The 21,836-nt window shown below is 60.8% G+C and carries 17 protein-coding genes; 13 read left to right on the plus strand and 4 right to left on the minus strand.

Going from position 1 to position 21,836, the window contains the following annotated elements:
* Together DWX39_RS02995 and DWX39_RS03000 are read right to left on the minus strand one after the other, a co-directional pair.
* Nucleotides 1-430, minus strand: a 430-nt coding sequence (locus DWX39_RS02995; RefSeq protein WP_117758470.1) for an FhaA domain-containing protein, incomplete at its 3' end; no start/stop codon positions are given.
* Nucleotides 427-2,280 carry a serine/threonine-protein kinase gene (locus tag DWX39_RS03000; RefSeq protein ID WP_117655891.1) on the minus strand — a complete coding sequence of 618 codons (1,854 nt, stop codon included), beginning with the start codon at nucleotides 2,278-2,280 and terminating at the stop codon, nucleotides 427-429. The genes DWX39_RS03000 and DWX39_RS02995, both read right to left, overlap by 4 nt.
* A gap of 439 nt (nucleotides 2,281-2,719) precedes the next feature.
* Here DWX39_RS03000 and DWX39_RS03005 point away from each other — a divergent pair, with 439 nt between their 5' ends.
* From DWX39_RS03005 to DWX39_RS03025, 6 genes are all read left to right on the plus strand, one after another.
* Entirely contained in the window at nucleotides 2,720-4,855 is a 2,136-nt protein-coding gene (locus tag DWX39_RS03005; protein ID WP_158561605.1) for a LuxR C-terminal-related transcriptional regulator, read from the plus strand.
* Between the two features lie 109 nt (nucleotides 4,856-4,964).
* The gene (locus DWX39_RS10895; protein ID WP_124785772.1) at nucleotides 4,965-5,477 is read left to right on the plus strand and encodes a hypothetical protein; all 513 of its coding nucleotides are present in this window, start codon (nucleotides 4,965-4,967) and stop codon (nucleotides 5,475-5,477) included.
* 54 nt (nucleotides 5,478-5,531) lie between these two features.
* Nucleotides 5,532-6,413, plus strand: coding sequence for a hypothetical protein (locus tag DWX39_RS03010; protein ID WP_089573265.1), 882 nt, complete (start codon nucleotides 5,532-5,534; stop codon nucleotides 6,411-6,413).
* Between the two features lie 38 nt (nucleotides 6,414-6,451).
* Nucleotides 6,452-7,249: a hypothetical protein gene (locus DWX39_RS03015; RefSeq protein WP_147326479.1), complete on the plus strand. Its 798-nt coding sequence runs from the start codon at nucleotides 6,452-6,454 to the stop codon at nucleotides 7,247-7,249.
* On the plus strand, nucleotides 7,246-7,890 hold the full coding sequence (locus DWX39_RS03020; RefSeq protein WP_089573263.1) for an ATP-binding cassette domain-containing protein: 645 nt from the start codon (nucleotides 7,246-7,248) through the stop codon (nucleotides 7,888-7,890). Before DWX39_RS03015 ends, DWX39_RS03020 begins: the two co-directional genes overlap by 4 nt.
* Nucleotides 7,891-7,895: 5 nt before the next feature.
* Nucleotides 7,896-8,555, plus strand: a complete 660-nt coding sequence (locus DWX39_RS03025; RefSeq protein WP_117584193.1) for a DUF5028 domain-containing protein — start codon at nucleotides 7,896-7,898, stop codon at nucleotides 8,553-8,555.
* A 105-nt stretch (nucleotides 8,556-8,660) separates the two neighbouring features.
* Here DWX39_RS03025 and DWX39_RS03030 read toward each other — a convergent pair whose 3' ends face one another.
* The gene (locus DWX39_RS03030; RefSeq protein ID WP_089573261.1) at nucleotides 8,661-9,377 is read right to left on the minus strand and encodes a hypothetical protein; all 717 of its coding nucleotides are present in this window, start codon (nucleotides 9,375-9,377) and stop codon (nucleotides 8,661-8,663) included.
* Between the two features lie 116 nt (nucleotides 9,378-9,493).
* Here DWX39_RS03030 and dnaX point away from each other — a divergent pair, with 116 nt between their 5' ends.
* The gene (gene dnaX / locus DWX39_RS03035; RefSeq protein ID WP_158551940.1) at nucleotides 9,494-11,974 is read left to right on the plus strand and encodes a DNA polymerase III subunit gamma/tau; all 2,481 of its coding nucleotides are present in this window, start codon (nucleotides 9,494-9,496) and stop codon (nucleotides 11,972-11,974) included.
* 21 nt (nucleotides 11,975-11,995) lie between these two features.
* Here the strand turns inward: dnaX and DWX39_RS03040 are convergent, their stop codons facing one another.
* Nucleotides 11,996-12,469: a hypothetical protein gene (locus DWX39_RS03040; protein ID WP_117648547.1), complete on the minus strand. Its 474-nt coding sequence runs from the start codon at nucleotides 12,467-12,469 to the stop codon at nucleotides 11,996-11,998.
* A gap of 349 nt (nucleotides 12,470-12,818) precedes the next feature.
* Here DWX39_RS03040 and DWX39_RS03045 point away from each other — a divergent pair, with 349 nt between their 5' ends.
* The 6 genes from DWX39_RS03045 (at nucleotide 12,819) to nifJ (ending at nucleotide 21,671) form a co-directional block, all read left to right on the plus strand.
* A complete protein-coding gene (locus tag DWX39_RS03045; RefSeq protein WP_006235174.1) occupies nucleotides 12,819-13,139 on the plus strand; it encodes a YbaB/EbfC family nucleoid-associated protein in 321 nt (106 codons plus the stop codon).
* Nucleotides 13,140-13,152: 13 nt separating this feature from the next.
* On the plus strand, nucleotides 13,153-13,749 hold the full coding sequence (recR, locus tag DWX39_RS03050) for a recombination mediator RecR (RefSeq protein ID WP_089573257.1): 597 nt from the start codon (nucleotides 13,153-13,155) through the stop codon (nucleotides 13,747-13,749).
* A 245-nt stretch (nucleotides 13,750-13,994) separates the two neighbouring features.
* Entirely contained in the window at nucleotides 13,995-14,900 is a 906-nt protein-coding gene (locus tag DWX39_RS03055) for a hypothetical protein (protein ID WP_117564927.1), read from the plus strand.
* The gene (locus DWX39_RS03060) at nucleotides 14,897-16,738 is read left to right on the plus strand and encodes a hypothetical protein (protein ID WP_117758472.1); all 1,842 of its coding nucleotides are present in this window, start codon (nucleotides 14,897-14,899) and stop codon (nucleotides 16,736-16,738) included. The genes DWX39_RS03055 and DWX39_RS03060 overlap by 4 nt, the downstream gene beginning before the upstream one ends.
* A gap of 3 nt (nucleotides 16,739-16,741) precedes the next feature.
* A complete protein-coding gene (locus DWX39_RS11110) occupies nucleotides 16,742-17,680 on the plus strand; it encodes an FHA domain-containing protein (RefSeq protein ID WP_199411437.1) in 939 nt (312 codons plus the stop codon).
* A gap of 451 nt (nucleotides 17,681-18,131) precedes the next feature.
* The gene (gene nifJ, locus DWX39_RS03070) at nucleotides 18,132-21,671 is read left to right on the plus strand and encodes a pyruvate:ferredoxin (flavodoxin) oxidoreductase (RefSeq protein WP_117758473.1); all 3,540 of its coding nucleotides are present in this window, start codon (nucleotides 18,132-18,134) and stop codon (nucleotides 21,669-21,671) included.
* Nucleotides 21,672-21,836 lie beyond the last annotated feature (165 nt).

Consider the following 21,836-nt stretch of genomic DNA (forward strand, 5'->3'; position numbering starts at 1 on the left):
GGCTTGCCGCGGAGTTGTTCTGGCCCAGGCCGTTTTGATAGGCGCGCTCTTCTTCGTACAGGCGGCCGAGCGTGGGGGCATCGACGTTCTCGGCAAAGACCGAGAACTTGCCGGCGCGCAGCTGCGGATCGATCATAAAGCGCACGAGGGGCTCGCCGACAAAGACATAGCGGCGCTTTTCGGCCTGCGCTTTCACAAACTCGCGGACCTCGCGCGAAAGCTCGGGGTAGAACGGGGCGAGCATGGGATCGTCGTCGGCGGCGATCAGGATGGTATAGAGTGCCGGCGCCGTGTTGACGCCGTTAATCACCAGAGTCTGATCCTCCATGTCGCGAGCGGCCTGCTTGGCAAGCTTCTTAAAGGAGAACGGGGCACGGGTGGCACCGAAGATGCCGGCCACGTGGTCCTCGAAGATGTTCAGGAAGTTCACGAAAGATCACTCTCCGTATAGGTTCTTTGGTATCCGAGCAAATATAGGCATATCCCAACGATTATAGAGGATAGGGTTCCCGCAACTGCCGCCTTGGCGGCGACCGCGGCTGCAAGGCTGGCAATTTCCATATGGTGTGCAAGACAGGATGCCGCTGCGCAGCCGATGCCGGTGACGGCGATGGCGGCGATTGCGGCAAGGTTTGAGCCCTGGTCGGCACGCTTGGCATGGGCATTGAGCAGTGCAGATGACGCTGCGGCAGTTGTCGCGACCAGCACAAAGGCAGCCCAAAGGAGCGGGTCTTCCAGCGCTGCGGCAACGTTACCGAGCCCCAGCACGCCTCCGGCTGAAAGCGCGACCGTCGCCAGACGGGCAAAAAGCACGCCCATGCCCGTTGCCGCGGCGGCGCTTGCCGGGCCGAGCCAAAATGACGCGACGCCGGCGGCGACCCCAGCTGCCAGGAAGGTATTGCCAGTCAGACAGCCAAGCGCGAGTGCACAGGTGAGCGCGGCGCTCGCGGCAGCCTCGGTGCGACCCCAGGCGATCCACCAACCGGACATGGCAGCGGCAAAGATCACCGCGACGGGCAACATCGACAGGATGCCCTGCGCCTGCATGGTGGCGTTGGCCATGAGCACCAAAAAGCCCACAGCCGAGATGGCCGAGCCGATCTGGGGGGCCAGGCCAGCCGCCGCTCCGATCGCGATAGCCGCAATGACTAGGCCGGGAAGCGCCGCGACCCCGGCCGTTTGCATCAGCAAAAAGCTAAAGGCGCCGCACGTTAGCGCCGAGATAGCGTGCATGGTGTAGTCGCGCGCATGGCTCCAGCGCGTGCCCGCCCAGCCGAGCGCGGGGTCGACCTCGATGGCGTCGTCCTCGTAGTACGACGGCTCGATATCGTCGAGCTCCTGCTCGTCATCCGAAAGCTCGCCAACCATTTGCTCCAGACTGCGACGGCCCTCGCGCACGCTGCCCAGACCGGCAAGGAGTTGGTCGCAAAATGCCTCGATGCTGTTGGGGCGGTCCTGCGGCATGGGGGAGAGCGCGCTCATGAGCGCGGCCTCGGCTCCCGGGGGAAAGTGTGGTATCAGCTCGCTGGGATAGGTGGCGCCGCCGATGATGCGGTCGAGCGAGTCGGCGGGCGTGGCCGCCATAAAGGGAGCGCTGCCGCACAAGCCCTCATAGATAACGCAGGCAAGGGCAAAGACATCGGCGCGTTCGTCGACCGTGCCGGTCTCGATATCGAGCTGCTCGGGCGGCATGTAGCCGATGGTGCCGCCGCGCGAGCCGCCAAAGCCACCGGCGGACGACAGTCGCGCCATGCCAAAGTCGGTGAGCTTTACATTGCCCGAGTGGTCGATGAGCACGTTGGCGGGCTTAATGTCCAGGTGGAGTACGCCATTGCTATGGGCGAAGGTGAGCGCCTGGCCCAGGGCATCGGCAATGGCCGCGGCCTCGTCAAAGGTGAGCGAGTGGCCGTCCACGCGATGCAAAAACTCGGCCAGCGACATACCGTCGACATACTCCATGACCAGGTAGGCATAGGCGGTGTCATGCGTAAAGTCGATGACCTGCACGATATTGGGATGTTGAAGCATGGCGGCAGTGTGCGCCTCGCGCAGGACATCCATGATGTCGCTGGCGGGCATGCCGGCGCCGTTGATAAGGGGGATGCGCTTAATGGCGACGCGGCGGCGCAGGTGCGTGTCGCGGCAAATCTCGATGGAGCCAAAACCGCCGGTCGCAAGTGTCTCGAGCGGCTGGTACCGCTTGAGCAGCTCGCGAGAGCTGGTGCCCTCCAAAGGAACGTCCGGCGAGAACCGGGCGGTATGTTGCGAGAAAAGCGGCATGGCCAACCCTCGTGCGTTTAAAGTTCGTTTGCGAGCGGCGGGCGCGGGGCCGAGCCGTTCGCGGTGGCATAGATGCTGCTAGTGTAGCACGCTCGGGCAGATGGCGAGGATAGCGGGATGCGAGGTGGCCCGATCGATTCGGCCCGTTTCGGCTCGTTTGGAAAGCGCATCTCAGTTTTCAGCCAAATTATGGGATGCGCTTTCCAAATGGGGTGGGCTGCGGAAACTGCATCCCAGAATATTGCCCTGGAACGGGATGCGCTTTCCGAACCGGCGTCCAAAAGGAAACCGCATCCCGCTTTGATGTGGGGACTGCGAACAAAAGCCGGACCGTGATCTGGCGCGGATTGGAGTTCGCCTGAATCATTGATGCTGGCTGGTGTGAGAACAGAGATAAACGAGCGGCTCGAGCGATATAATGACACGCTATGGAGGCCGTATGCTCTTTTCCCGCCGTTCTGCTACATTTGCCTGCGCCATTGCGCTTGTCGTAATGGCGGTCACCCCTTATCACCGGTTTTCATCTTCAATCGGCCTAGCGTCAGGTGCAATGGCCTGGCTCGTTATCCTGGGCGCATGCCTCGCGGCGTTTGTTCATGGTGCTGCGCTATGCAAGGGGGGAATGAGAAGGCCGAGGCATCTCGGTGCCATCGGTGTTTTCCTTGGTGTTATTGCAACGGTTCCCGAATGGGCCGACCTGGCTTTCTATGCTCGCGGAGACTCTATTCCAATCGTGTTTGCACCGATTTGGTTGTTACATGGCGTTTCGTGTGTCTCGTGCTTTGTTGGGTCGCTGCTTCTCTCATATGTTATTTGGGGCACGGCGGACTCTCCTTTGACGCAGAGGTCGACACGGACTGACGAAAGGGAAACTCGTCACCCGCAGGACGCGATTTTTACAGAAACAATAGCCGTCATGTCTTGCCTGCTGTTTTGCTGTCGAGTTTCATGGAGAGTCGTTCCCGAGCCATGGGGGATGCCCCCTGTAACGGCCGCGTCAATTGGCCTTGCGCTTTTAATTCCGTTGGTCTATCTCGCATTGACTGTGGCCCCGCCGTTTTGCCGCCCTCGTGCCTTTGGCCATGGGCGGCGCGACGTGTTTGCCTGTTCTGTGCTCGTAGCAGTTCCTATTGGTCTTATTCCGGCTGTTGAGGCGGCATACTTCGCAAGCGATGCCGTGGTCATTGCATTGCTGGCGATGGGATCCGTTATCGCTGCTGCCTTCGTATGCATGTTGCTAAGGGGGAAACGGGACAACAATTCGGATATCGCCTGTGCGTCCGACACATTCGATGCAGGGGTGTTTTCCCCTGCCCTGTCGCCTAGAGAAGAGCAGTTTGTTCGACTGCTGCTCAAAGGGAAAACGCCGGCGGAAATTGCCAAGGAGACGGATACGAAGCCATCGACGGTGAGAACAACGCTTCACCGAGCATACGGGAAGGCGTCGGTTGCGGGCTCACGCGAGCTCGTGGCGCTGTTTGCGGGTGAGGGCGATACTGTAGGGCATGAGCTACCGCAGCGGCATGCTGACGATATAGTGGCATCAGCTCGAACGCGCCGGCTGTTTCGATACCTGCTCACATTATTCTTTATCCTCCTTGCGGCGGGGCCCTTGGTAATGGCGGATAGCGATTGGTGGTCCGGTGTTTCGCGGGCTGTCGCCTTTTCCCTCTTAAGCTACGCATTGGGTCTCGGACTGCTTCTGTCGCTATGCTACGCGGGTGGAAAAGCGAATCGTGGCGCTGCGCTGGATAGAGCGGGTGAAGCGATTTGGCTCGGAAGCCCGTACGTATGGGCGGTGCTATCTGCTGTGGAATGGTCTTTTATCTATATCGCGGCATTGATGTGCATACGCGTTCCGTTGATGGCTGTGCCGGTCCTGTTTTGCGGCGTGGCGTCTACGGCTTCGCTCGCTGTTGGGCTGCGTCCGTTTAAGGTGCATGCCCATGCTCGGGCTATCGTGCCGTTGGTGTCAATGGGCATGGTTGCCTTAATCTATGCGGTCGCTAGGGGGCGAATCCATGGACTTGCGGTGCTGACGGGGGTGCTGCTCACATATATAGTGATGCGAAGCTGTCCGCAGCGCAAAATGCTTGGGATATGGATGCTTTGCTTCGGGGCGACGGCTCCTGTTTGGGCTGTCTTGCTCAATATGGTGCAGGATCTGACGGTTTTCGAGCCGTTGTTCCTCGCGTCGTTGTTGGGGCAAAGTTCGGCTGTCAATGTCGTCGTGGCAACGGTGATTGTTTGCTGGTCTGTGCCCATGTTCGTTACGCACATCGCGCTCGCCCGCTCGGTTGAGGACGAGAAGGCCGTCTTGGAGTACCGGGCGAACGGGTCCACCGAAACGGCCCGCGTGCGCCAGCTGGCCCTGCTTACGTCGCGCTCCCTTTCTGATGTTCAGTCGCAAATTTTGCTGATGACGGCAGAGGGGGCAACGACAAAGGCCATTGCGGAGGATGTCGGTTACGCTGCATCTACGGTGCAAGCGCTGCGGTCTGCATCTTACCGCCAGTTGAAGATCAAGAATAAGGCGGAGCTAATTTTATTGTTATCGCAGGTAAATAACGTGTAAACGCCTGAGCAATCAACTCAATAGCGGGTGTTTACAGACATCTTTCTCTATTCATGCGAAGGTTGCCGTGCGTCGACGCATTGTTAACCGCTTTTGATTGGAGAAGGCCATGATTAAGCCAAGGAGCGCTATTGCTCGAATCGGAGTCGGCTTGGTGATTGCAGCTGGTCTGTCCCTAGGGGTTCCCGCTGCATCGTTTGCACAAGAGGAGTTTGACACCTCTCAGGTTTCCAGCATTACTCAAAACGCCGATACGGGAATTACGACCTGTACGAACAATGCCGATAAGGCATTTAGTTTTCAATGTGCCGGGACGAGTGCAACTGGCTACCGTCAAAAGGATGATTCCTCATCGCTCTATCTGGATATCCAGGGCCATACGGGAAATCCGCTTCGGTTATATACAGACGGTGCGTATAACACAAGCGGTAGCGGCAGCATGAATTGTACTCAGGGAACGTATCGTTCGAATCACAAGGGACAGTGGGAAATGTATAACCTCGTCCGTGAGAACGGGCGATCTGCGGCGCGACTGACTGCATGGGCGGAGTCTGGCTACGGCACTGTTATTGGCGTATGGAGCCCCGACTGCGTCGGGCATTTCCACAAGCTTCCCGCATAGTTGTTTGAAATGGCTCCCTTCCGGCTTTCTGGGTCGGAAGGGGAAGGAGGACGTATGAACCAAAAGCTCGCAAGATACGAACTGTCGAAAACGATTAGACGTCCAGCTTTTATCCTTGCTCTCTTGATTGCGGTCGCAGTTGCAATAGCTGCCGCGCTGGAGCCGTGGGCAAATTTGGAAAAAGAGCGCCACAACCTTCTTTCTTTTGGTTACGGCGTTGGCGTGCAAGCCGAAAATTATCTCGGTCAAACACGTGAAAGCAGCTTCGGTAACTGGATTGTTGTGAGCGCGAACGCGCCACTGTCTGCGTCGGTGTTTTTCTATGCACTGCCCCTGCTTGCAATGTTGGCTGGATCTTGGTCGTGTCTCTTTGAGCGTTTGAGTGGTTATGACATGCAGATATGCACGCGCGTTTCCAGAAAGGCGTACGTGAACGTAAAGATGCTGTCTGCTTTCCTCTCCGCGTTTACAGTGACTGCCATTCCTCTGCTCGTCAATTTCCTGATCGTCTCGATGCTTTTTCCTGCGTATCTTCCTCGGGTCGATGAGTCGACTTACGTAGGACTTTACCTGCATAGCTACTTCTCCGGTCTATTTTATTCGCATCCTTTGTCATATGTGCTCGCATACACGCTGTTCGATGCTGTCACGCTCGGGACTTTATCCATGGCTGTAACTGGCTTCTCAATTTTGTTTCGTAGCAGAATCAAAGCGATAATTGTCCCGTATCTGCTAATGGTTGCGTGGCATTTTGCAAATGGCTGGATCTTCGGCGTAATGGCTTGTGTGGGGTTTAACTGCAATATCCTCAACAGCATCAGGTCGGAATCGCTGAATAACTGGCCAGACATTCGAGCCGGTTTTGCGGAAATCATATTATTGACCCTTGCTTCGTTGGCTTTTTCTGGGGCGTGGAAAAGACGCGAGGTGGTCTGATGCTGTTTAGGCTGGTCGCCGCGGACCTGAGGACCGTTTTGAAGAAGAACATCATCACTTTTATTGCAATTGCGGCAGTGACCGTTGCGAACTTGGTGTACGCCTACGGATTGTCTTCTGTGTATGGGGTTAGAACGGATACCTTGGGGTTTGCGGATAATCTTGCGCTCGTGTTTGCCGGATCTGCTCCGTTTGAGCCTAGGCCCGGGGTCATGTTTGTGCCTCCGCTAGGATGGCTATTTCTCATTCTGCTTATTCTCTATACAACACTCGACTATCCGACCGAATCGTTGCACGGGTTTGGTTTGCAAGCGCTTGTTCGATGCCGGGCAAGAACCCTTTGGTGGGTCTCGCGTTTTATCTTGGTGGCGGCAGTAACGGCATTTTCACTGCTCGTGGTGGTTTGCTCTGTTGTGATTTGGAGCTTGGTGGTGAGCTCCTCGTTCAGCGCGGTCATTCATGGTGAGTCGCTTCAACTGGCTAATTTGGCGCCGTGGTTTCTCAAAGCTGCCGAGGCAGATGCGCTGCCGTTTTTCATAGGTCTCTTATTTGCTTTTGAGGCGCTTGCGTTTGCGCAGGCAGCGGTTGGGTTTGTGCTTGGGTCGTCAGTCTCGTTTGTGGTTTTAATGAGCTACCTGATCTGCTCGGCATATGCACGACATTGGGCGCTATTGGGTAACGCCTTGATGCTGTTGCGCTGGGGTGGAATTGTCAAAGAGGGAATCGCGGCGGGCTCGAGTGTCTTGTCATCAATTGGGCTTATGTCGTTATGCCTATCGTTGGGTGGACTGTGGTTTCGAAGGGCCGACCTTATAGAAAAGGGGGACAAGATATGAGCGTGATCGTAAGGGGCGTATCGAAGCGCATGGGTAAAAACGATGTCCTGCGCAACGTGTCCATCGAGGTTGACCCTGGGACTGTGGTCGGGCTTCAGGGGATAAACGGTTCGGGTAAGACCATGCTCATGCGAGCGGTTTGCGGGTTGATCAAGCCTACCGAAGGCGAAATCTCTATCGATGGCCAAAGGCTTGGGGCGGACATCTCGTTCCCGCCGAGTCTGGGGATGTTGATCGAGGCGCCTTCCTTTTTGGGATATCTGTCTGGCTACGACAATCTGAAGCTCATCGCTCAGATCAAGGGCGTTGCCACCCCCGAGGACATTCGCTCTGCCCTGCGGCTCGTGGGGCTCGATGCAGACGAAAAAAAGAAGTTCCGAGCATACTCGCTTGGGATGAAGCAGCGTCTGGGGATAGCTGCGGCAATTATGGAGAAGCCGAAGCTGCTTGTTCTCGATGAGCCAACGAATGCCCTCGACGAAGCGGGCGTTGAAATGCTCAAGCGCGTTGTGGCGATGGCGGCATCAACGGGTCGTGAGGTCCTTCTGTCCAGCCATGACGGAGAGGTGCTCGAGGAACTGGCCGATCGGGTTTACTGCATGCGCGACGGTGCCGTTGTGAAAGTTCGGGAAAGGTCGTGAGCGCGATGAAGAAGACCCTGTGGACGAGAAGATCGGCGCTCGCGCTTTTTTGCTGTGCTGCTGCCGGCCTTGCGGGCATGAGGGTGAGCGTCGTTAACGGGAACCGGACGGTCATTCCTGAGAAATATTACGCGGAGGGCGAATGGCTCTCGATGGATGGAGCGTTTCTGGGGTCGAAGGATGTGGTGACTGATGGGTATTCGTTTTGCATAGACGGGGCAGAGTTGCTCACGCCGCGCGAGTATCTCAAACGAGCACATGACGATTATTCAAAATATGGCACCGTGGATACGAAAACGAGACTGAAGGATGCCGACATCACGTGCGTTATCGCCGTAAAGATGCGTGTCAGAAATAGGGATAATATCGACGGTGGAATCAAAGCGTATGTTTGGCATCTGGTTCCGGAGTCTGCGCCAAACTATGATTTTGTAGTCAATACCGATCTGATAACGCAAGCCATGCCGGTCCTTGGCGGCTCTGCTGCGTTTGCCGTGGAGGTTGGGGCAGAAAACGAGTTGCTCGTCCCATTTATGATGCAGAACACCAACGACTATTTCGAAGGTTACGAGACCGTCCGTTTTGAGAAAGCATTTCCCGGGACTTACACGATGAAGATGACCGATCTGCCGGAGCGGAGGCTCTTAAGGTTTGAAGTGAAATAGCTCGAGAGCAAGGCAAAACGGGTCCATTGGCGGTACGCGCGCCCGATTCCAGGCGCCCCGGCCCGGAATCGGGCGCGGGACGAGGCGCCTTCGGTGTCGGCCGGCCTACCGCTTCTTCTTGCTCTTCTTCTGCTTGCGCTGCTTGCCCTTGGTCTCCTGGGGCTTGTCGCCCTGTTTTGCTTCGGCAGCGGCCTTTTCTGCCTTCATCTTCTTGCGTTTGGTCTCGATGCGGAGTTTTTTGTTGATGCGCGCCTTAAGGAAGGGACCGAACTGCTCGGCATCGCCGCGGACAAAGGTGTCCTTAGGGATCGTCACGCCCTGGTCGGCGAACATGGCCACAAAGATGCGCTCGCCGTCGAGCACGTGGTCGAGCTTTTCAAACGGGAAGAACTGCGACTTGCCGCTCGTGCCCCAAACCATCAGGCCGTCCTCGTTGGCGGCGACGCGGCGATAGCGGCCACCCATGGACTCGTCGGCCTCAACGGCGTCGATAAAGTCGCGGGCGAGGGTGTGGTGCAGGTTTTTGCTCCACCAGGCCAAAAAGGCGCCGAATACGATCAAGACGACGCCAAACTTGATCCAGTTGCCGCCGGCCACCAGCATGCCGATGCCGATGAGCGCGGCAATTGCCGCGGCGACATACAGCGAGCCGCGACGCCTGGGCGAGGCGACCAGGCGGGCGAAGTCGGTGACGAGGTCGTTTTCGTATTGGTACTCGTTGAGGTACAGGATGCCGTCGTCGGCTGCGGCCTGCTCCTCGAGCGCGACCTCGACCTGGTCGGCTGCTTCGGAGGGAACGAGGTTGCTCTCTGCGTCTGCCATGCTCTTTGGACTCCTATCGCGGCGGGCTCGCCGTACGGGTTATTATGGAATGCAGTATGCCGTGCGACCGCATGGCCGCCGCGGCAACAAGACTCAGTATACCCGGGGGAGCACCCATGGAATCGTTGTACCGAAAGTATCGCCCGCTCACCTTTGACTCCGTGGTGGGCCAGCAGCATATCGTCTCGACGCTCGAGCACGCCATCACCGAGGGGCGCCTGTCCCACGCCTACCTGTTCTGCGGACCGCGCGGCACGGGCAAGACCACCATGGCGCGCATTCTGGCCAAGGCGCTGCTGTGCCGCAATGCCGAGGCGGCGCGCGCCGAGGGTGCAAGCGGCTGCATGCCCGACGGTACTTGCGAGGAGTGCGAGCTCATTGCCGAGGGTAACCACCCCGATGTCTACGAGCTCGATGCCGCCTCCCGCACGGGCGTGGACAATGTGCGCGAGGAAATCATCAACTCCGTCAACTTTGCCCCGGTGCGCGGCAAGTACAAGATCTATATCATCGACGAGGTCCACATGCTCACGACGGCGGCGTTCAACGCGCTGCTCAAGACGCTCGAGGAGCCGCCGGCACACGTGATCTTTGTGCTGTGCACCACCGACCCGCAAAAGATTCTGGAGACCATCCTCTCGCGCTGCCAGCGTTTCGATTTCCATCGCATCGGCAACGAGGATATCGAGCGTCGCCTGGCATACGTGTGCGAGCAGGAGGGCTTCGATTACGACGATGAGGCGCTGGCTATCGTGGCGCGCCATGCCAAGGGCGGTATGCGCGACGCGTTGTCCACGCTGGAGCAGCTGAGCGTCTTTGGCAACGGTTCTGTGCATGCGGACGACGCCCGCTCGCTTTTAGGCGAGGTTTCGGACCAGATTCTGGGCGAGTTTTCCCGCGCCATTGCCGATCGCGATGTTGCCGAGCTCTATGGACTGATCCGTGCGCAGGTCGAGGAAGGAAACGACCTGCTGGAGCTGACGCGCGACCTGGTGGCGCATGTGCGTGACGTGTACGTTGCCTGCGTTGCCGGTGCCCGTGCCGAGCTGTTTGAGGGCGGCTCCGAGCAGGCCGAGGCGCTTGCTGCCGAGGCCGCTGCCTTTGGCGAGCATCCTGCCGACCGCCTGGCCCGTGTACTGACGGTGCTCGACGATGCCGCACTGGAGATGAGGGGCGCGAGCGACGTGCGCCTGGTGCTCGAGATCGCCTGCACGCGCCTGGCACGTCCCGAGGCCGATTTAACGATTGAGGCATTGGCCGAGCGCGTGGCCCGCTTGGAGGCCATGGTTGCCAACGGCGCCGTGCCGGCGAGCGTGGCTGCTGCTCAGGCCGCCGCGCCTGCAGCATCCGTACCCGCTGCTGCCCAACAGCCGACGCTCATTTCGGGCGCTCGCGCTGCCGCTCCGGCGGCATCCGCTGCCCCCGCTGCTACGTCCGCGCGCCAGGGCGGTATGCCTTGGGACCGTGGTGCTGCTGTTCCGGCTGCCCAGCCTGCGTCCCGTTCTGCGTCCGTGTCAGCTTCCAAGCCTGCAGCGCCTGCACCTCAGCCTGCGCCGACTCCGACGCCTCAGCCCGTTGCGGCTCCCGCGCCTGCCACCGCTCCGGCACCTAAGCCCCAGTCCAACAATGCCGCCCAGGTTGCCGCCGCCGGTACTGCCGAGACGCCCGCGGTCGAGGATGCCGGAGAGCTGCAGCGCAAATGGGCCGAGGTTGTCGAGCGTGTCAAGGCGCGTCAGGCTTCCTACGCGGGGCTTTTGCTCAATGCCCGCGCCACGGCTGACGACGGCTCCAGGCTCACGGTCTCGTTCCCCGCGGGCTCGACCTTTGCCATCAAGATGCTTGGACGCGCCGACACGCAGTCGGTGGTCCTGCCGACAGTCAGTGCGGTCTTCGGTCGTCGTACCGTCGACTATGTCCTGGATGGGGGTGGCACGCCGGCTCCTCAACATGAGGAGCATTCTCCATCTGCACGGGCTGCGGTATCTGCGGACCCGCAACCCGTGTCCTCGGCGGCCCCTGCATCCTCGAGCGCCAGCGCGACGCAGCCAAAAGCAGCACCGATAGCGGCGCCGACCCCGTCGGCGCCTAAGCCCGTCATGGCCAAACCGGCTGCTCCGACACCCGCGCCCAAGCCTGCCTCGCCCGCGCCCAAGTCGTCTGACCTGGGCAAAGCCCCCTGGCTGCGCTCCGACAACCCCGCCGGCGCTCCTGCCACGGGCAAGCTCCCGACCGAGCCCGCGCCCCGAGCGCCCGAGCGCGCGTCCGCTCCCAAGGCTCAGCCCGCCGCGCCGTCTGCGCCATGGGAATCCGAGCAGGTTCCCTACGACGATGCCATGGTTGGCGGTTTTGTTGCCGATGCTGGTGGGGACGATCTGCCTCCGTTCGACGTGCCGGGTGCGGCGTCCGCGCCCAAGTCCGCTGCAACTGCCCCCAAAGAGGAGGACGCTCCTGCAGCTCCCTGGGAGTCCAACTCCGGTGCGGGCGGCCCCTTCGGCCATCAGGGTGCAGCCCCGAGCATCCCGCAGACCGAGGACGAGGCCAAAGCCCTCATCCGCAGCGTCTTCGGCCAGTCCACCATCTTCAAGCCGGTGGAGTAGCTGCGCAGGCGGGTATACTGCTCAAGAAGAGAACCCCTTGCCCGGGCGCATCTGTATTTCGGACATGTGCAACGTGGTGCCGCGTATATCGCATTCGAGCAGACAGGCGCGTGACGGTCGGCCTAGGATGCTGAGGTCGATACGATACGTCGCATGGCTGTCCGTGTACTCGACTTGCTCGGCGTTGACGGTTGCTCCGATTGTAAATAAAGAGCCCAGTTCGGCATCGACAATCTTGGAGTCCTTTATCTTGACCTTGAACTCTTGGTAGAGGGACGGGCTGTTGTAGTAAATGGTTCGGGTTCCGTCGGTGCATTCATCGGTCGTCTCCCATTTGACGACGGGCTGGTCCGAGCTGGCTATCAGCAGTTCTGCTCCAAAAGCTATGGCATGGGTGATGATAACCAGTAATACCCAGACGACAAAGAGATAGAGAACCACATATGCAACGGGGTGTTTTGAGCGGATGTTTTGGAGTACGGCTGGGACATTCACGAGGGCACCTCCAAATCGTCATCTATGACAATCAAATTATACCCAGCCGCCATGCGTGCCGCCTCGAGCAGCGGCTCGGCATTTTGCCATGTAGCCTTGTAGCCCTACGCATAAACTGCCTGGTTCCAGCTCTGCTAGATGTAGCTTGAGATAATTATGCAACCTTGCATAATTCGACCTTGCATAATCTTGGGCGTGCGTCACGCTCAAGGACATGTATATCGACTGAGGTAGCGTGTCCGCCCCGCTTGCTTGCCCCGCGCCGTGGTACGATTTTTGAGTTTGAAAGTCCCGTCGCGCTCCGGCTGCCCTTGCAGCTTGTCGCGCGGCCGCACGTAAAGGAGCCATCATGGCCGGTATGAACATGCAGCAAATGATGAAGCAGGCTCGCAAGATGCAGGAGCAGCTTGCCGCCGCGCAGGAAAACCTTAAGTCCCAGACCGTCGACGCCTCTGCCGGCGGCGGCATGGTCAAGGTGACCGTTAACGGCGAGATGGAGCTCGTCAACCTCACCATCGACCCCGATGCCCTCGATCCCGAGGACGTCGATATGCTGCAGGACATGATCATGGCTGCCGTCAACGAGGCCGTCCGCGGTGTCAACGAGCTCGCCAACAAGCAGATGGGCGCCATCACCGGCGGCCTCAACATCCCGGGCATGCCGTTCTAAGACACGCATATATATGAGTGCCAACCATAGTCTGCAAAAATTGCTCGATGAGCTGGGCCGTCTGCCGGGCATTGGTCCCAAGTCGGCCCAGCGCATCGCCTATTACCTGCTCGAGGCCGATGCCGAGGAGGCGCGCCGCCTGGCCGAGGCTATCCTGGAGGTTAAGCAGGAGGTTCACTTTTGCAGCCGCTGCTTTAACTACGCCACGGCCGACGAGTGCTCCATCTGCCAGGATTCGATGCGCGATACCACTCGCATTTGCGTGGTGGGCGAGCCGCGCGATGTCCAGGCGATTGAGCGCACGGGCAGCTACCACGGTCTCTACCACGTATTGGGCGGCGTGATCAGTCCCATGGACAAGATTGGTCCCGAGCAGTTGCACATTCGTGAGCTGCTGGCACGCTTGGGCCACGAGGACATCCACGAGGTCATCATCGCCACCAACCCCAATATCGAGGGCGAGACCACGGCGAGCTACCTGGCCCGCACTATCAAGCCGCTGGGCGTTGAGGTATCGCGTCTGGCGAGCGGCCTTCCCGTGGGCGGCGACCTGGAGTATGCCGACGAGCTTACGCTTGGGCGCGCCATCGAGGCCCGTCGCACGATTTAGGTGGCGAGCCTGCTCCTGCCGTATGTCTTCATCGCGACGCACGGGGTAGCCATAATTTCCCCGTGCGACTGTAAGTTTGTTGTGCAACAAAGATGCTTTGTATCCGCTTATCGCATGGATGCTTCCACTCGCATCCTTAATTTGCCCATTCGTTGCGCAACCTTTTGGGTTCGCTGATACACTCAAATATGGATTCGAATGAATGCGCCGCTCCCGAGCGGCGTGTTTTTGTTGGAGGAGAACGCATGCGGCCCGGTGGCACTCAGACAAAGCGCGGCGCCGCGGTGCGCATGCGACGCCGACTGGGCTTGGCGCCGCGGGCGTACGCACTGCTGTCTTGCTCGCTGGTGCTGGTCATAGCTGGCGTTTCTGCCTATGGCATGACCGTGCCGTCCATGATGCAGGCACATGCCGCACGCGAACCGCGCGTGGGGCATGAGGTCAAAAGTGACCTGGGGACCACGACTGGATATGCTTGGGCAAGTGTGGTCGCGCATATTGTGTTTGGCACCGGCGACGCGGACGGCGCCGAGGCCCCGGACAACGAAGTCACGCTTGCCAATGGCAAAACCATCGTGCTCACCAACACCAAGATCATCGATCGGTTGTCCAACAATAGCGTGGCGGCAACGGTGAATAAGGTCGAGCAGCAGAAGGAGCAGGACGCCCAGCAGTCCGGAAAGCCCGGTAGCTCGGATACTTCTGGCTCCGGCTCGGATTCGTCGAGTTCGGGCGGTGGCTCTGGGTCGGGTTCCTCTGCCGGAGGGTCTGGAAACGGCGGCTCGACGGGCGGCAACACTGACAACGATGCAAACTCCGGTGGCCTTTCCGCTGCTGAGGAAGAGAGCATTCACAGCTGGCTTGTGACCAAGTACAACATGCTCGACGGCTATGTTTCTCGTGCCAATGACGTGGTCTCGACCTATAACTCTACGGGAGATCCCAGGCCGTGCGACAGCCTGGTCGGGGAGATGTTTGTCATTCGAGCCGAGTTCGGTCGTCAGACATTCTCGCCCCGGTCAAAGTGGTATCAGCAGTATGCCAATCTGTGGGGCTGTTACACCAACCTATGTCAATGGGTCGGCCATTACGGCGATGATGACGTCGCGCTCGGTAACTTCAACAATAACGTGGCGGCGCTTGCCCTATGATGACCGATCTTGCATCCACCACACCACAATCGCTCGGTCGCGATCCCATGGTCGGCCTGCGCCTGGCGCGTGTCGACGGGTTTGAGCCGGCCATTGCGCTCGGTCAGGACGAACTGCCTGCCTATCTGCGTCGTTTTACGATACTGTTTGCCGACGATGCCACCATGCGCCGTGGCGGTATCGGCCGCGTGACGCGTGCCGTCAACGCCCAAGGCGAGGCCGTGGCACTCAAGCAGCTCATCTTGCCAACGTGCGATGAGTTTGACGATGCCGCCGCCCATGAGGCGCTGGTCGCCAAGTTCAAAGCGGCGTTTCGCGAGGAATACGAATGCCATCGTGCCCTTTCGGGCCTTAAGGGCTTTCCCCGCTTGTACGGGTGGGGCGAGGTCGACGGCGTGCCCGCGATTGTCATGGAGTGGGTCGAGGGCGAGACGCTCGCTCGCCTGCGCTCGCGCCTTGCCGTGGACGATGCCGGGCGTCTGTCGCCGCTCGTTGCGGCGCGCCTAGGTCGCGACCTGTTCGATCTGCTCTGCCGCATGAGCTTGGTAGGCGAGGGGTTCGTCCATCGCGATATCTCGCCCGCTAATATTATGGTGCGCACGGCGCGCCTGCCGCTCGACCGACAGCTTGCCGAAGGCGCCTTCGACCTGTGCTTGATCGACTTTGGCTCGTCGCTGGCGCTCGAGCCCGCCTCTGCGGTGGCCGGCGCCGGCGGCAAGGCGTCGTTTACCGAGCGCTATGCCACGTTGCGCCGCGCGACGGTGGCCTACGCCCCGCCCGAGATGCTCACCGACGATATTCCCGACCTGCGCATGCTTCGCATGTCGCCGGCGATCGATGTCTATGCAGCGGCGAGTACGGTCTACGAGCTCATCGCCGGTGTCGCGCCGTACGAAGTAGCGCCGGGTGCGTCGGGTACTTCGGGCTCGCGCAAAAAGACTCGCGATATCGCCAGCCCTTATCGCCTCAAGATGGATACGCTGCCCGATTATCCCGTCGGCGCCCACGCGCCCGGCTGCGACTTGACGCAACTGCTGCGACGCGAGCCCGATGTGGCACTTGCCGCGGCCGAACAGGCTCAGCAGCTGGGGCTCGATCCAAATTCCGAGGACCTGCGCGATGCGCTGGCGTTTGTCGACGCTCAGCTGTTCGATGTGGTGATGGCCTGCCTGTCCTGCCATCAGGAAGATCGTCCCGAGCCGGCTGCGGTGGAGGCCGCGCTCTCGGCATTTTGTGACCACTATGCGCAAAATGTCGCCCGCTCGCTTCGCGCCGAGCCGCTCATGCCGTGCCCGATGGAGGTATCGGGCCGGGCGATGCGACGTATGGCGATGATTGCGTCGACGGCGGTATGCGGCGTGCTTTGGGCTGTGGTCGTGGTATCAGCGGCGCTGTTGGCATCGGGCGCCCATGTGACGCTCGCCGTGGGACCGCTTATGTGGTCCGGAAAGTTGCCGGCCATTATCGCCGCGCTGGCGTTGGCGCTGCCGGGCATGGTGGGCATCGCCGCCGGGGCTTTGGCGCGCGACCGCCGCGCGGGATTCCTACAGGGCGTGTTGACCCTTTCCGCCTGCGAGGTTCCGGCTCTGGTCGCACTCGCATGTGCCGTGTTTTCCCAGCATGCCGTGGCGGGTGGCCTGGTGGCCGCCATAATTGCAACCTATGCGCTCACGTGGTTTTTGCTGGCGATGGGGTTTGCCTTTGAGCTTCCCGTCGTGTCAGCACGACGTGCGAAAATTCCCATGGCGACGCCGCTTGCCGGCGGAGCCGCGGCTGCCCGCGCCTTTGGCGGGCCGGCCGAAGTGTCCGACACTATCTCTGCGACCAAGGAGGGCTAAGCCATGGCTTCTCAAGCTGAGCTCACCCCGTGTGGGGCAATGTTCGACATATTTAAGCGCGCAGCGCACCTGAGCCATATCGAACTGTGCGGCCTGGTGCTCTCGAGCCGCCCGCTTGCCGATGGCCGTAGCCCTCAGAGCCGTGCTGCCGATCGCTCCTGGGTTTCGCGCTTTATCGTGCGCGCGCCGGTCGGCACGCTGCAGGAACGTTATTTTGCCGATTACGGCACCTCGGCCGCGCGCATTATGTCGCAGCTGGCCCTGCGGCGGCGCAATCCCATGGACGCCGCGGCCGTGACCAATATGGTGTGCGGTCCCGCTGGCGAGCCCATGGCGCGGGCACTCGAGGAATGCCATCAGGACACGAATCTCTACCGCAATGCGCTCGAGCGCCTGTCGCAGGCGGCTGAGCTCATGCCCGCCGAGCGCGCCGAGGCCATCCTGGTGCTGTTTGTCGCCGTGGGTTGCTCGGCAGATGTCCGCTCGTCGGTGACCTATGCCATCGACTACGCCCATGCGACCTGTGGCGGCGCCACGTCGACGCCGCGCTCGCTGAGCACATCTTCGGTCGCGGGCGAGCGCGAGGTCGCGCCGGCGCATCCGTTGGGACTGTTGCGCGTGCAAAACGGCTACGTGGTGAGCGCCCCGCGCTGGATCCAACCGAGTGAGGAAGGCGTCGAGATCGGCGCGCTGGCAACGGGGGAAGGTGACATCACCGATGTCGGCGACGATGTCTCGGCCCGCCATGCCCATATCTGGTGCGACGATTCCGGCACATGGTTTGTCGAGGACCTGTCATCCACGAACGGCACCGTGGTGGTAAACGGGGCCACGAGCGTGTGTATTCAAGTAGAGCCCGGTCGCTCCGCCCAGCTCAACCCCGGCGACGAGCTCAAACTCGGCGAATCCACCACCTACGCCATCCTCCTCGGCGCCCTCTAGCCGGCAGTTAGGGACGTTCCTTTTCTGCCGGCACTCGGGGACACTCCTTGGCGCGCCAGAGCCAGTCGCCCGGGGATGGAGGGGCCATCTCGCCCCTTGGCGGTCACCCGGGGCAAACCTTTACCGCCCGCCTATATTTGCCGAAATTACACTTGACGGCGGGGTACAATAAACCCGCATGCGGATTTCCGTTGCGGGCGCTTCCCATCGCCGGGGCGTGCCCGGGAGCATCCGGCATGCGGCCTTTGCGGCGCTCGGTCATGTGCAAGACGGGTGGCTGGGCCTGTGGAGCGCGTGCAGCCCTCCTCGCCTCGGCATGCCTTCTCTCCACGCCATGTACCTGCTGTTGAGTCCGCCTGCCAGATGATTGGAAGCAACAACGAAAATCCCATCACGCCAACATCCCGGCGATCGCCGGGGCCTGTATACCTATATGAGAGGAGAGGGGTATATGGCGCGTAAGTTTAAGTCTATGGACGGCAACGAGGCGGCCGCATATGTTTCGTATGCGTACACCGAGGTAGCGGGAATTTATCCCATTACGCCGTCCAGCCCGATGGCCGACCATGTCGACCAGTGGGCGGCCCAGGGTCGCAAGAACATCTTTGGCACCCCGGTCAAGGTCGTCGAGATGGAGTCCGAGGCAGGTGCAGCCGGTACCGTTCACGGTTCGCTGGGCGCCGGTGCTCTGACCACCACCTACACGGCTTCTCAGGGTCTGCTCCTGATGATCCCGAACATGTACAAGATCGCGGGCGAGCAGCTCCCGGGCGTCTTCCACGTCTCCGCGCGTTGCGTCGCTTCGCACGCCCTGAACATCTTCGGTGATCACTCCGACGTCATGGCCTGTCGCCAGACCGGTTTCGCCATGCTCGCCGAGGGCAACGTCCAGGAGGTCATGGACCTCTCGCCGGTGGCTCACCTTGCCGCCATCGAGGGCAAGACCCCGTTCCTTAACTTCTTCGATGGCTTCCGCACCAGCCACGAGATCCAGAAGGTCGCCATGTGGGACTACAAGGATCTTGCCGAGATGTGCGACATGGACGCCGTCCAGGCTTTCCGCGATCACGCGCTCAACCCTGAGCACCCGCATACCCGCGGCAGCCACGAGAATGGCGACATCTTCTTCCAGAACCGCGAGGCCTGCAACAAGGTCTACGACGAGCTTCCCGCCGTCGTCGAGGGCTACATGAAGAAGATCAACGAGAAGCTCGGCACCGATTACGGCCTGTTCAACTACTACGGCGCTCCCGATGCTGATCGCGTCGTCGTGTGCATGGGCTCCTTCTGCGACGTGCTCGAGGAAGTCATCGACTACCTCAACGCTCACGGCGAGAAGGTCGGCTTGGTCAAGGTTCGCCTGTTCCGTCCGTTCTCCATCAAGCACTTTGTCGACGTTCTCCCCGAGACCGTCCAGAAGATCGCCGTCATGGACCGCACCAAGGAGCCGGGTTCCATCGGCGAGCCGCTCTATCAGGACGTCGTCTCCGCTCTCTACGAGGCCGGCAAGACGGGCATCAAGGTCGTCGGCGGCCGTTACGGCCTGGGCAGCAAGGACACGCCTCCCGCGTCCGCGTTCGCTGTCTTCGAGGAGCTTAAGAAGGACGAGCCCAAGCGCGAGTTCACCATCGGCATCGTCGATGACGTGACCAACCTGAGCCTGCCCGAGGCCGAGGATGCGCCCAACACCGCAGCCCCCGGCACCATCGAGTGCAAGTTCTGGGGTCTGGGTGGCGACGGTACCGTCGGCGCCAACAAGAACTCGATCAAGATCATCGGCGACCACACCGACAAGTACGTTCAGGCCTACTTCCAGTACGACTCCAAGAAGACCGGCGGCGTCACCGTCTCGCACCTGCGTTTTGGTGATTCCCCGATTCGCTCGCCGTACTACGTGACCAAGGCCGACTTTGTCGCCTGCCACAACCCCAGCTACATCGTCAAGGGCTTCAAGATGGTCCGCGACGTCAAGCCGGGTGGCACCTTCCTGGTCAACTGCCAGTGGAGCGACGAGGAGTTCGCCGAGCACATGCCCGCCGTGGCCAAGCGCTACATCGCGAACAACAACGTCAACGTCTACCTGATTGACGCTATCGACCTGGCTGCCAAGGTTGGCATGGGCAAGCGCACCAACACGGTGCTCCAGTCCGCCTTCTTCGCGCTGGCCAAGGTCCTGCCCGCCGAGGACGCCCTGCAGTACATGAAGGACGCGGCTACCAAGTCCTACATGAAGAAGGGCCAGGCCATCGTCGACGCCAACCACAAGGCCATCGATGCCGGCGCTACCGCCTTCCATAAGTTCGAGGTTCCGGCCGACTGGGCTACTGCCGAGGATGCCGCCCCCGTCGAGCTCTCCGAGGAGACCAAGTCCGCTATCGCCCAGCAGGTCAAGAACCTGCTCGAGCCCATCGATCGCATGGACGGCGACAGCCTGCCTGTTTCCGCCTTCGTCGGTTGCGCCGACGGCCAGTTTGAGCTGGGCGCCTCCGCATACGAGAAGCGCGGCGTCGCCGTCGTCGTTCCCCACTGGGACGAGACCAAGTGCATCCAGTGCAACCAGTGCGCCTATGTGTGCCCGCATGCCACCATCCGTCCGTTCGCGATGACCGAGGACGAGGCTGCTGCCGCGCCCGAGGCTACCCGCACGCTCGACGCCATGGGCCCCAAGGCCAAGGGCATGAAGTTCACCATGGCCGTGTCCCCGCTCGACTGCATGGGCTGCACCAACTGCGTCAAGGTCTGCCCCAAGGGCGCCCTCGAGATGGTTCCCACCGAGCAGGAGATGGACCAGCAGCCCGTTTGGGACTACATGGTCGAGAACGTCTCCGAGAAGAAGGAGCTCATCGCGGCCAACGTCAAGGGCAGCCAGTTTAAGCAGCCCTACCTGGAGTTCTCTGGCTCCTGCGCCGGCTGCGCCGAGACCGCCTATGCACGTCTGGTGACCCAGGTCGCCGGCGACCGCATGTTCATCTCCAACGCCACCGGCTGCTCCTCCATTTGGGGCAACCCCGCTGCCACCGCTCCTTACTGCAAGGACAAGGACGGTCACGGCCCGGCGTGGAACAACTCCCTGTTCGAGGACAATGCCGAGCACGGTCTGGGCATGGCCGTCGGCTATGAGGCCGTTCAGCACAAGCTGATCGCCGCTACCCAGGACATCATCGCTGCCGATGGTCCGTCCGATGAGCTCAAGGCCGCCGGCCAGGCTTGGATCGACTCCGTCAACGACGCCGAGGCCTCCAAGACCGCTGCCGCTGCCTACGTTGCCGAGCTCGAGAAGTGCGGCTGCGAGGCTTCCAAGGCAATCCTCGCCGACAAGGCTTACCTCACCAAGAAGTCCTTCTGGATCTTCGGCGGCGACGGCTGGGCCTACGACATCGGCTTCGGTGGCCTGGACCACGTCCTGGCTTCCGGCCACAACGTCAACGTCTTTGTCTTTGACACCGAGGTTTACTCCAACACCGGCGGTCAGGCCTCCAAGGCCTCGAACCTGGGCCAGGTCGCTCAGTTCGCCGCTGCCGGCAAGGTGACCAAGAAGAAGTCTCTGGCCGAGATTGCCATGAGCTACGGCTACGTCTACGTGGCGCAGGTCGCCATGGGCGCCAACCCGGCTCAGACCCTCAAGGCCATCCACGAGGCCGAGGCCTACGACGGCCCGTCCCTCATCATCGGCTACAGCCCCTGCGAGATGCACTCCATCAAGAAGGGCGGCATGCAGAACTGCCAGGCCGAGATGAAGAAGGCTGTCGAGTGCGGTTACTGGAACCTCTTCCGCTTCAACCCCGAGGCTGCTGCCGGCAAGAAGTTCTCGCTCGATTCCAAGGAGCCCGCGGGCGGTTATCAGGAGTTCCTGATGAACGAGGCCCGTTACGCTTCGCTGACGCGTTCCTTCCCCGAGCGCGCCGAGGAGCTCTTCAAGGAGAACGAGCAGGCCGCTATGGATCGCTATCAGCACCTGCTGAAGCTCAAGACGGTGTACAACGAGGCTTAGGTCTCCCACTGCAGGATCTGAGGGCTGACCTTCGCGGACGTCCTCGGACATGAAAGAACCCCCGCTGCGCACTACGTGCGGCGGGGGTTCTTTCGTCCTGCGGAGTGTCCGCGAAGGTCAGCCCTCAGATCCTGCTACGACTACGTCCTCGGATTGTGTGGGCTG

The organism is Collinsella sp. AF19-1LB (assembly GCF_003459655.1).
Taxonomy (GTDB): Bacteria; Actinomycetota; Coriobacteriia; order Coriobacteriales; family Coriobacteriaceae; genus Collinsella.

Bases quoted from the DNA above. Each gene is read 5' to 3' on its own strand.
- DWX39_RS03025 (WP_117584193.1), top strand. From the start codon at position 7,896: ATGAAGAAGACCCTGTGGACGAGAAGATCGGCGCTCGCGCTTTTTTGC.
- DWX39_RS03010 (WP_089573265.1), top strand. From the start codon at position 5,532: ATGAACCAAAAGCTCGCAAGATACGAACTGTCGAAAACGATTAGACGT.
- DWX39_RS10895 (WP_124785772.1), top strand. From the start codon at position 4,965: ATGATTAAGCCAAGGAGCGCTATTGCTCGAATCGGAGTCGGCTTGGTG.
- DWX39_RS03020 (WP_089573263.1), top strand. From the start codon at position 7,246: ATGAGCGTGATCGTAAGGGGCGTATCGAAGCGCATGGGTAAAAACGAT.
- dnaX (WP_158551940.1), top strand. From the start codon at position 9,494: ATGGAATCGTTGTACCGAAAGTATCGCCCGCTCACCTTTGACTCCGTG.
- DWX39_RS03045 (WP_006235174.1), top strand. From the start codon at position 12,819: ATGGCCGGTATGAACATGCAGCAAATGATGAAGCAGGCTCGCAAGATG.
- DWX39_RS11110 (WP_199411437.1), top strand. From the start codon at position 16,742: ATGGCTTCTCAAGCTGAGCTCACCCCGTGTGGGGCAATGTTCGACATA.
- nifJ (WP_117758473.1), top strand. From the start codon at position 18,132: ATGGCGCGTAAGTTTAAGTCTATGGACGGCAACGAGGCGGCCGCATAT.
- recR (WP_089573257.1), top strand. From the start codon at position 13,153: ATGAGTGCCAACCATAGTCTGCAAAAATTGCTCGATGAGCTGGGCCGT.
- DWX39_RS03000 (WP_117655891.1), bottom strand. From the start codon at position 2,280: ATGCCGCTTTTCTCGCAACATACCGCCCGGTTCTCGCCGGACGTTCCT.
- DWX39_RS03005 (WP_158561605.1), top strand. From the start codon at position 2,720: ATGCTCTTTTCCCGCCGTTCTGCTACATTTGCCTGCGCCATTGCGCTT.
- DWX39_RS03055 (WP_117564927.1), top strand. From the start codon at position 13,995: ATGCGGCCCGGTGGCACTCAGACAAAGCGCGGCGCCGCGGTGCGCATG.
- DWX39_RS03030 (WP_089573261.1), bottom strand. From the start codon at position 9,377: ATGGCAGACGCAGAGAGCAACCTCGTTCCCTCCGAAGCAGCCGACCAG.
- DWX39_RS03060 (WP_117758472.1), top strand. From the start codon at position 14,897: ATGATGACCGATCTTGCATCCACCACACCACAATCGCTCGGTCGCGAT.